The following is a 7,621-nucleotide window of genomic DNA, read 5'->3' on the forward strand; positions in this document are numbered from 1 at the left end:
GAGATGGTCATAGTGGTTGTGGCTGACCAGCACGAAATCGATCGGCGGCAGGTCGGCAAAGGCGATGCCTGGCGCATTGATGCGTTTTGGTCCGGCGAAGGAAAGCGGCGATGCGCGCAGCGACCACACCGGATCGGTGAGGATGTTCAGACCGGCCGTCTGGACCAGCAAGGTGGAATGACCAACCATCGTCACTTCCAGCGCGGCGCCCTCGACCCTTGTCGCCGGCTTTGCCTGCGGAAAGGGGCTTGCATCGCTCGCCGGCCATTTCGAGCGCTGGCCATTCAACTGCCATTTCAGCAGGTCGGCGAAACGGCCGGGTGGCTGGCCGTCGGGATTGAAGAACAATGCGCCGTCGAAATGGTCGCTGGGCGGGCCGCTGTAATAGCGATTGGCGGCAGTCTTTCTCGCGGCCAATTTGCGGCTCCAGCAGGGTTTCGTTTTCCAGACATAGGCGCTGAGGCGGTTCGCGCAAGCGTCCACCGACGAAGTGTTGACCGGAATTCCCAAGCGACGCGCGACAAACGGTCAGCCGTCGCGATTGCGATAAATTTGCAACAATTCTTGCTGCAAACTGTATTTTAACCATATCGGGTTGAAATTTCGCCACCTTCTCCATCTTGGTGGGGGTGAGATTGTGCGGACGGCTTCCCCCCAGCCGGATCCGACGGAGGTTGGAATGACTTTTTCGAAAACCGGTCTGGTGGCCGTATCGCTGGCGGCGCTCGTTGCGAGTGGCTGTTCGACCTCACGTTTTTCCTCGATGGATGACCAGCAGCCGGCACCGCTGGAGGCCGCGCCCGCCGGCAAGGCAAGGTGACGGCGAACCAACTGCCGCCGCCGGCATCACCCGGCACCACCGACCCTTCGCAATTCCCGACCGCTCCGGCGAACACCCAGGTCGCCGCGCTGCCTTCGGACGGCTCGGCGCCGGCCGGCGCTTCGGACGTGACCGCCGCCAGCGTGGCCGGTGTCTGGAACGCCAGCGTTGCGGGCCAGAGCTGCAAGGTGGCGACACCGCAGACCAAATTCGGCGCCGGCTTCCGCGCCGGGCCGCTGCATTGCCCGGCGCCGATGGACGGCATCAAGTCGTGGAACGTCGCCGGCAAACAGCTGACGCTCTATGACGAGAGCGGCGGTGCGCTGGCGCGGCTCTATTCCTCGGGCGGCTCGAAATTCGACGGCCAGACTTCCAACGGCCAGCCTATTTCGCTTACGAGATAGTTTTTGTTTTACGCAATTCCGGTTCCCGGAATCGCTCCAGAACGACGTGACCGATGCATCTGCGTGACGGCCTCCAGACCCATGCGACCGTCAGGCAGCGCTACGACCATCTGGTGGAAACCGGTACGATCGACCGCGATCCGGCGCAGGAACGGATCGTTGCGGCACTCGACCGGCTGACCGATGAGATTTCGGCCAAGCGGCTGGCGCATAAGTCGAGCGCGCTGGGCTGGCTGTTCGCCCGCAAGCGCGAGACCCATGAGGCCGTCAAAGGCCTCTACATCCATGGCGGCGTCGGTCGCGGCAAGACCATGCTGATGGACATGTTCTTCGACTTGCTGCCGGTGCGGCGCAAGCGCCGCGTCCACTTCAACGACTTCATGGCCGACGTGCAGGACCGTATCCAGAAGCACCGGCAGGCGCGCAAGAATGGCGACGTCAGGGAAGACGATCCGATCCCGCCGGTGGCCAAGGCCCTTGCCGAGCAAGCCTGGGTGCTGTGCTTCGACGAGTTCTCGGTCACCGACATTGCCGACGCGATGATCCTGTCCAGGTTGTTTTCGGCGCTGTTTGCCAGCGGCGTGGTGCTGGTCGCCACCTCGAATGTGGCGCCGGAAAACCTCTACAGCGACGGGCTGAACCGCCAGCTTTTCCTGCCCTTTATCGGCATACTGGAGCGGCACACACAGGTACTGGCGCTCGATGCCGACAAAGACTACCGGCTGGAAAAGCTCGCCCGGACACCGGTCTATGTCACGCCGGCCGATGCGGCCGCGGACCAGCTACTCGACGAGGCCTGGCAAGCCATGACGCGGGGCGCGCCGACCGCCGAGACATCGATTGCCCTCAAAGGACGGCAGGTGATCGTGCCGCGTGCGGCGGGCGATGCGGCGCGGTTCTCCTTCTCCGATCTCTGCGAGAAGCCGCTTGGCGCGCGCGATTTCCTGGCGATCGCCGGGCGCTTCTCAACCATTTTCATCGACCACGTCCCGGTGCTCGGCGAAGGCAAGCGCAACGAGGCCAAGCGCTTCATCCTTCTGATCGACACGCTCTACGACCATCATGTGCGGATGGTGGTGAGCGCCGATGCGCCGCCGCAAGCGCTTTATGCAGCCAAGCGCGGCGTCGAAGTCTTCGAGTTCGAGCGCACCGCATCGCGGCTGATCGAGATGCAAAGCCGCGACTGGCTGGAGGATTGGGCGGCGCGGCACAAGGGAAAGCCGGCGCCAGAGGCACAGCAGGCGCAGGCCTGAATTTCCAGAGAATCCGTCGGTAGCGATCCTTCGTGTCCCCTCCCTCGGCAGGACAGAGGGGGGCGCTGTCCCGCCGACGTCTACAACTCGAACCTCCTCGGCTACCCGCATCACAAGGGTGTCATCGCCCGCATTCGGCCTTACGATTTCCATCTTCATCGGTTATTTCTTCCGAAGTCGGCTTACAAACTTTGACGTTTACGTAAATCCCAAATCATCTAACCGATTGAAAATACTGACACCAAAATAATCGTTTGAATTTTTTCCGTGCCGGGGCTATTGGGTGCGGCGAAAATTCGCGGTTCCCCGCAGCATTCCGGCCTCTTCTTCGACGCCGCCATCAAGTCACCAGAGATTTGAGACGTCGTCACCGACAAAGGGAAAACATCCTCACATGGCACGCAACAAGATAGCGCTTATCGGCTCTGGCATGATCGGCGGCACGCTCGCTCACATGATCGGCCTCAAGGACCTCGGCGACGTGGTGCTGTTCGATATTGCCGAAGGTATCCCGCAGGGCAAGGGGCTCGATATCGCGCAGTCGTCGCCGGTCGATGGCTTCGACTCCAGGCTCACCGGCATCAACGACTATGCCGGCATCGAGGGCGCCGATGTCTGCATCGTCACCGCCGGCGTGCCGCGCAAGCCCGGCATGAGCCGCGACGACCTTTTGGGCATCAACCTCAAGGTCATGGAACAGGTCGGCGCCGGGCTGAAGAAGTATGCGCCGAAGGCCTTCGTCATCTGCATCACAAACCCGCTCGACGCCATGGTCTGGGCGCTGCAGAGGTTCTCAGGACTGCCCAACAGCCATGTCGTCGGCATGGCCGGCGTGCTCGACAGCGCGCGCTTCCGCTATTTCCTGGCGGAGGAATTCAAGGTCTCGGTCGAGGACGTCACCGCGTTCGTGCTCGGCGGCCACGGCGATTCCATGGTGCCGATGATCCGCTATTCGACGGTATCGGGCATTCCGCTGCCCGATCTCATCAAGATGGGCTGGACCTCGAAGGAAAAGCTCGACCAGATCGTGCAGCGCACCCGCGACGGCGGCGCCGAGATCGTCGGCCTGCTCAAGACCGGTTCGGCCTATTACGCGCCGGCCGCTTCGGCGATCTCGATGGCCGAAGCCTATCTCAAGGACAAGAAGCGCGTGCTGCCCTGCGCGGCGTATCTCTCCGGCCAGTATGGCGTCAAGAACACCTATGTCGGCGTTCCCGTGGTGATCGGCGCCGGCGGCGTCGAGCGTATCATCGAGATCGAGCTCAACAAGAGCGAGCAGAAGATGTTCGACTCCTCGGTGGCGACGGTGCAGGGTCTGACCGAGGCCTGCGTCAAGATCGCGCCGCAACTCGCCTCCAAATGAATCTCCAGCAAGTGAACCCCCAGTCGATCCGGAGACCATCCAGATGAACATCCATGAGTATCAGGGCAAGGCGCTGCTGAAGAGCTTTGGCGCGCCGGTGGCCGAAGGCGTGCCGGTGTTCAAGGCGAGCGAAGCGGAAGCCGCCGCCAAGGCGCTGCCGGGCCCGCTCTATGTGGTGAAGAGCCAGATCCATGCCGGCGGCCGCGGCAAGGGCAAATTCACCGAACTCGGCCCGGACGCCAAGGGCGGCGTGCGGCTGGCGAAATCGGTGGCCGACGTCGTCGCCAACGCCAACGAGATGCTGGGCAACACACTGGTGACCAAGCAGACCGGCCCGGCCGGCAAGCAGGTCAACCGCCTCTATATCGAGGACGGCGCTGACATCGAACGCGAGCTCTATCTGTCGATCCTGGTCGACCGTTCGGTCGGCCGCATCGCCTTCGTCGTCTCGACCGAGGGCGGCATGGACATCGAAGCGGTCGCGCATGACACGCCGGAGAAGATCATCACTGTCGCCATCGATCCGGAAAAAGGCGTCACATCGGCCGACCTGAAGGCGCTCAACGGTGCGCTGAAGCTCGACGGCGATGCTGCCAAGGACGGCGATACGCTGTTCCCGATCCTCTACAAAGCCTTCGTCGAAAAGGACATGAGCCTGCTCGAGGTCAACCCGCTGATCGTCATGAAGAACGGCCGGCTGCGCGTGCTCGACGCGAAAGTGTCGTTCGACAACAACGCGCTGTTCCGCCACCCTGACGTGCTCGAACTGCGCGACACCACCGAAGAGGACGAGAAGGAGATCGAGGCGTCGAAATACGACCTCGCCTATGTCGCGCTCGACGGCAATATCGGCTGCATGGTCAACGGCGCCGGCCTCGCCATGGCGACGATGGACATCATCAAGCTCTATGGTGCCGAGCCCGCCAACTTCCTCGATGTCGGTGGCGGCGCATCCAAGGAAAAAGTCACGGCGGCGTTCAAGATCATCACCCGGGATCCGGCGGTCAAGGGTATCCTGATCAACATCTTCGGCGGCATCATGAAGTGCGACATCATTGCCGAGGGCGTCATTGCCGCGGTCAAGGAAGTCGGACTGGAAGTGCCGCTGGTGGTGCGTCTGGAGGGCACCAATGCCGAGCTCGGCAAGAAGATCATCAACGACAGCGGTCTCAACGTGGTGTCGGCCGATGATCTCGATGATGCTGCCAAGAAGATCGTGGCGGCGGTGAAGGGTTGAGCGGATGCCTCCGCGCAAGATAAACTTGGTCGAGGCGGCGGATCAAAAGATCAAGAAGGTCTTCGATCCGCATATCGCCGGCGACGTCAACGACAGCCAGGCGAAGGTCGCCAAGTTCGGCGAGGTCTTCGATTGGCACGCGCATGACAATGAGGACGAAGCCTTCCTCGTGCTGCGCGGGCGTATCGCCATCGATTTCCGCGACGGTCCGGTCGAACTCGGCGAGGGCGACTTCATCGTCGTGCCGCGCGGTGTCGAGCACCGGCCGCGTTCGCTCACCGCGGAACCGGTCGTGCTGATGTTCGAGCCGGCGACGACGCTCAACACCGGCAATGCCAAGAGCGACCTCACGGTCGCTGACCTGAAGCGGCTCTGACCATGTTTTCCTCGATCAACAGTTTTTAGAAAAGGGCTCCCATGTCCATTCTCGTCGACAAGAACACCAAGGTGCTGGTGCAGGGCCTGACCGGCAAGACCGGCACGTTCCACACCGAACAGGCGCTGGCTTATCACGGCACGAAAATGGTCGGCGGCATCCACCCCAAGAAGGGTGGCGAGACGTGGACCGGCTCAAAGGGTGAAAACCTGCCGATCTTCGCCACGGTCGCCGAGGGCAAGGAAAAGACCGGTGCCAACGCTTCGGTCGTCTATGTGCCGCCGGCGGGTGCCGCCGAAGCCATCCTCGAAGCGATCGAGGCCGAGATCCCGCTGATCATCTGCATCACCGAAGGCATCCCGGTGATGGACATGATCAGGGTCAAGGCCAGGCTCGACCGCTCGACCTCGCGCCTGATCGGGCCGAACTGCCCGGGCGTGCTCACGCCCAACGAATGCAAGATCGGCATCATGCCCGGAAACATCTTCCGCAAGGGCTCGGTCGGCGTTGTTTCGCGGTCGGGAACGCTTACCTATGAGGCAGTGTTTCAGACCACCAATGTCGGACTCGGCCAGACTACCGCCGTCGGTATCGGCGGCGACCCCGTCAAGGGTACCGAGTTCATCGACGTGCTCGAGATGTTCCTCGCCGACGAGGAGACCAAGTCGATCATCATGATCGGCGAGATCGGCGGTTCGGCCGAGGAAGACGCCGCGCAGTTCCTCAAGGACGAAGCCAAGCGTGGCCGCAAGAAGCCGATGGCCGGCTTCATCGCCGGGCGCACGGCGCCGGCCGGCCGCACCATGGGCCACGCCGGCGCGGTCATCTCCGGCGGCAAAGGCGGCGCCGAAGACAAGATCGCGGCAATGGAATCCGCCGGGATCAGGGTATCGCCTTCGCCGGCAAGGCTGGGCACGACCTTGGTCGAGGCGATCAAAGGGTAAGGGAATAGGGGAGTAAGGGAGTAGGGCAGTAGGGAAAATAGCAGCGGCAAAAAGCGCTACTCCCCTATTCCCTTACTCCCCTACTCCCTCCAAAAACAGGAGACGGAGCCGGGCTCCGCGGACAAAAATGGCAAGACAAGATCAGGCCAACGACCAATTTTCGCTCACCTCTTTCCTTTACGGCGGCAACGCCGATTACATCGATGCGCTCTATGCCGCCTATGAAGACGATCCAGCCTCGGTCAATGCCGAATGGCAGGAGTTCTTTGCCGGGCTGAAGGACGATGCCGGCGATGTGCGCAGGAATGCCAAGGGCGCCTCCTGGGCCAAGCCCTCCTGGCCGCTGCAGGCCAATGGCGAACTGGTGTCGGCGCTCGACGGCAATTGGGGTATCGTCGAGAAGACGATCGAAAAGAAAGTCAAGGACAAGGCGGTCACCAACGGCGTCGTCCTGTCCGACGCCGACGTGCATCAGGCGACGCGCGATTCGGTGCGCGCCATCATGATGATCCGCGCCTACCGCATGCGCGGCCATCTGCATGCCAATCTCGACCCGCTCGGCATCGCCAAGCCGCTCGAGGACTACAACGAGCTGTCGCCGGAAAATTACGGCTTCACCGCTGCCGACTATGACCGGCCGATCTTCCTCGACAATGTGCTCGGGCTCGAATTCGGCACCATCCGGCAGATGCTGGAAATCCTGACGCGCACCTATTGCTCGACGCTCGGCGTCGAGTTCATGCATATTTCCGACCCCGAGGAAAAGGCCTGGATCCAGGCCCGCATCGAAGGTGCCGACAAGGAGATCACCTTCACCGCCACCGGCAAGAAGGCGATCCTGCAGAAGCTGGTCGAGGCCGAAGGTTTTGAGCAGTTCATCGACGTCAAGTACAAGGGCACCAAGCGCTTCGGCCTCGATGGCAGTGAAGCGCTGATCCCGGCGCTGGAGCAGATCGTCAAGCGCGGCGGCCAGCTCGGCATGAAGGAAATCGTGCTCGGCATGGCGCATCGCGGAAGGCTCAACGTGCTTTCCCAGGTGATGGCCAAGCCGCACCGCGCCATCTTCCATGAGTTCAAGGGCGGCTCGGCCGCACCTGACGAGGTCGAGGGTTCGGGCGACGTCAAGTACCATCTGGGCGCTTCGTCGGACCGCGAATTCGACGGCAACAAGGTGCATCTGTCCCTGACCGCCAATCCCTCGCATCTGGAAATCGTCGATCCGGT

6 protein-coding genes and 2 pseudogenes are annotated in these 7,621 nt (G+C 62.3%); 7 read left to right on the plus strand and 1 reads right to left on the minus strand.

All coding sequences use genetic code 11. The features are described 5' to 3' along the window. Positions 1-417: MBL fold metallo-hydrolase (locus EOC06_RS20850; RefSeq protein WP_206631221.1), on the minus strand; the 417-nt coding region annotated here is incomplete at its 3' end. Positions 418-679: 262 nt separating this feature from the next. Between EOC06_RS20850 and EOC06_RS20855 the strand changes: the two are divergent. The 7 genes and pseudogenes from EOC06_RS20855 to sucA form a co-directional block, all read left to right on the plus strand. After that, positions 680-1,224, plus strand: a pseudogene (locus tag EOC06_RS20855) (AprI/Inh family metalloprotease inhibitor). A gap of 53 nt (positions 1,225-1,277) precedes the next feature. After that, entirely contained in the window at positions 1,278-2,477 is a 1,200-nt protein-coding gene (gene zapE / locus EOC06_RS20860) for a cell division protein ZapE (RefSeq protein WP_128308676.1), read from the plus strand. A gap of 394 nt (positions 2,478-2,871) precedes the next feature. Next, complete coding sequence (gene mdh, locus EOC06_RS20865; RefSeq protein WP_128308677.1) at positions 2,872-3,840, plus strand: malate dehydrogenase; 969 nt, start codon at positions 2,872-2,874, stop codon at positions 3,838-3,840. Between the two features lie 43 nt (positions 3,841-3,883). Then, entirely contained in the window at positions 3,884-5,077 is a 1,194-nt protein-coding gene (gene sucC, locus EOC06_RS20870) for an ADP-forming succinate--CoA ligase subunit beta (RefSeq protein WP_024504973.1), read from the plus strand. Between the two features lie 4 nt (positions 5,078-5,081). After that, a complete protein-coding gene (locus EOC06_RS20875; RefSeq protein WP_127267774.1) occupies positions 5,082-5,453 on the plus strand; it encodes a cupin domain-containing protein in 372 nt (123 codons plus the stop codon). Between the two features lie 41 nt (positions 5,454-5,494). After that, entirely contained in the window at positions 5,495-6,397 is a 903-nt protein-coding gene (sucD, locus tag EOC06_RS20880) for a succinate--CoA ligase subunit alpha (protein WP_127330169.1), read from the plus strand. Positions 6,398-6,524: 127 nt separating this feature from the next. Next, positions 6,525-7,621 (plus strand): annotated as a pseudogene (sucA, locus tag EOC06_RS43020) (2-oxoglutarate dehydrogenase E1 component); the annotation flags it as partial.

This window comes from Mesorhizobium sp. M7A.F.Ca.MR.362.00.0.0 (assembly GCF_004023175.1).
Lineage (GTDB): Bacteria > Pseudomonadota > Alphaproteobacteria > Rhizobiales > Rhizobiaceae > Mesorhizobium.